Origin of the sequence: Bacillus sp. BP-3 (assembly GCF_028401955.1) — a bacterium.
Taxonomy (GTDB): Bacteria; Bacillota; Bacilli; order Bacillales; family Bacillaceae_G; genus Bacillus_A.
In genome coordinates this window covers 1-1,415 of sequence record NZ_JAQOTJ010000054.1, presented here as the reverse complement: position 1 = coordinate 1,415, position 1,415 = coordinate 1, and the positions used below count along the sequence as shown (strand labels likewise).

Below are 1,415 nucleotides of genomic sequence, written 5' to 3'. Positions count from 1 at the left end.
TCCTTTCCTATGATTCTACAGAAAGAATAGCGTATTTTTTCATTTTAGGGGGTATTTTGTTTTGTTAGCTTGATAGCAATGGGGTGGGACCCTTTAACGTAGAAAAATCGGATTTTCACCTTCCAAAAAATGTATTATTTTAGGTTTTATGTCATTTGACTGACAGGATCCTTTATAGAAGAGTCAAAGAATATGAATCTAGTTTACAACACTCTATCCAGTATAAAAATGGTATATTTCTCCTTACCTCCCCTTTTTTCGGAGGATGGAAAAAAACCCAAATTATGTTTCTTGTGTCACTTGTTAGGAAAGAATAACTTAGCAATTTAGCTCATCTTTTGCAATTTGCGCGTTACTTTCTTCTTCTTGTACAATATAGAAAAGAGAACTAGGCAGGGAGAGGATATCCATGTCCAATCAATTAGTGAATTTACGTATTGACTTTGCATTTAAACAGTTATTTGGTACAAGTGGTAGTGAGGATATTCTCATCACTTTTTTGAATTCGATGCTGAAAGATTCTTTAGAATCTCCGATTCAATCACTACAATTTGAGGATCCACATTTACATCGTGAACATGAGGATGATAAGTTATCGATTCTCGATGTATCAGCTACACTGGATATAGGAACAAAAATTAATATTGAAATCCAATTAAATAATAATCACGATATTTTGAAACGTAGCTTATTTTATTGGAGTAAGCTCTATTCATCTCAATTGAAAAAAGGGATGCCTTATAGCTCTCTTCACAAAACCATTACGATTAATTTATTGAATTTCGTGATGGTTAATGAGTATGAAGACTTTCATACAACCGGAAAGCTGTGGAATATGCAGCAACAGAAGCTTTTGAGTGACGATATCGAAATACACGTTGTAGAGATTCCAAAATTAATGCAGCAATGGCGAGAAGAAAAAATAAACCCTTGGGAAGACTCTTTTGTTCGTTGGTTGTTATTGTTGCCAGCTAATGAAGATGAGCATTTAATTCAAACATTGGAGGAGATTGCGATGAATCAAGATCCAATTTTACAAAAAGCAATGGATAAATGGGAACGTATGAGTCAAGACTCTTCTTTCCGTAAAGAATATGAGGCAAGGGAAAAGGCATTAATGGATGAGGCTGCTGGAATTGCTCATGCACTAAATAAGGGACGTGAACAAGGGCTTCAAGAAGGGAAGCTTAATGAACGTATGCAATTAGTTCGTGGTATGCATAAAAATGGAATGCAAATAGAAGACATTGTAAAATTTACAGGGTTGCGTATAGAAGAAATAAGAGAAATTTTAGAAACATGAACATACAGAATCACCTACAAATATTTGTAGGTGGTTTTCAGGCTGTGGAGAAAGTATTCTCCGCAGCCTGTTTTTGTGTCTGAACCTCTTTTTATCTGTCAACACTGATAAA

General features: G+C 34.8%; 1 protein-coding gene. It reads left to right on the top strand.

What is annotated here, in order from left to right:
- The first annotated feature begins 409 nt into the window (after positions 1-409).
- Positions 410-1,303: an Rpn family recombination-promoting nuclease/putative transposase gene (locus PLX19_RS25890; protein WP_272191799.1), complete on the top strand. Its 894-nt coding sequence runs from the start codon at positions 410-412 to the stop codon at positions 1,301-1,303.
- Positions 1,304-1,415 lie beyond the last annotated feature (112 nt).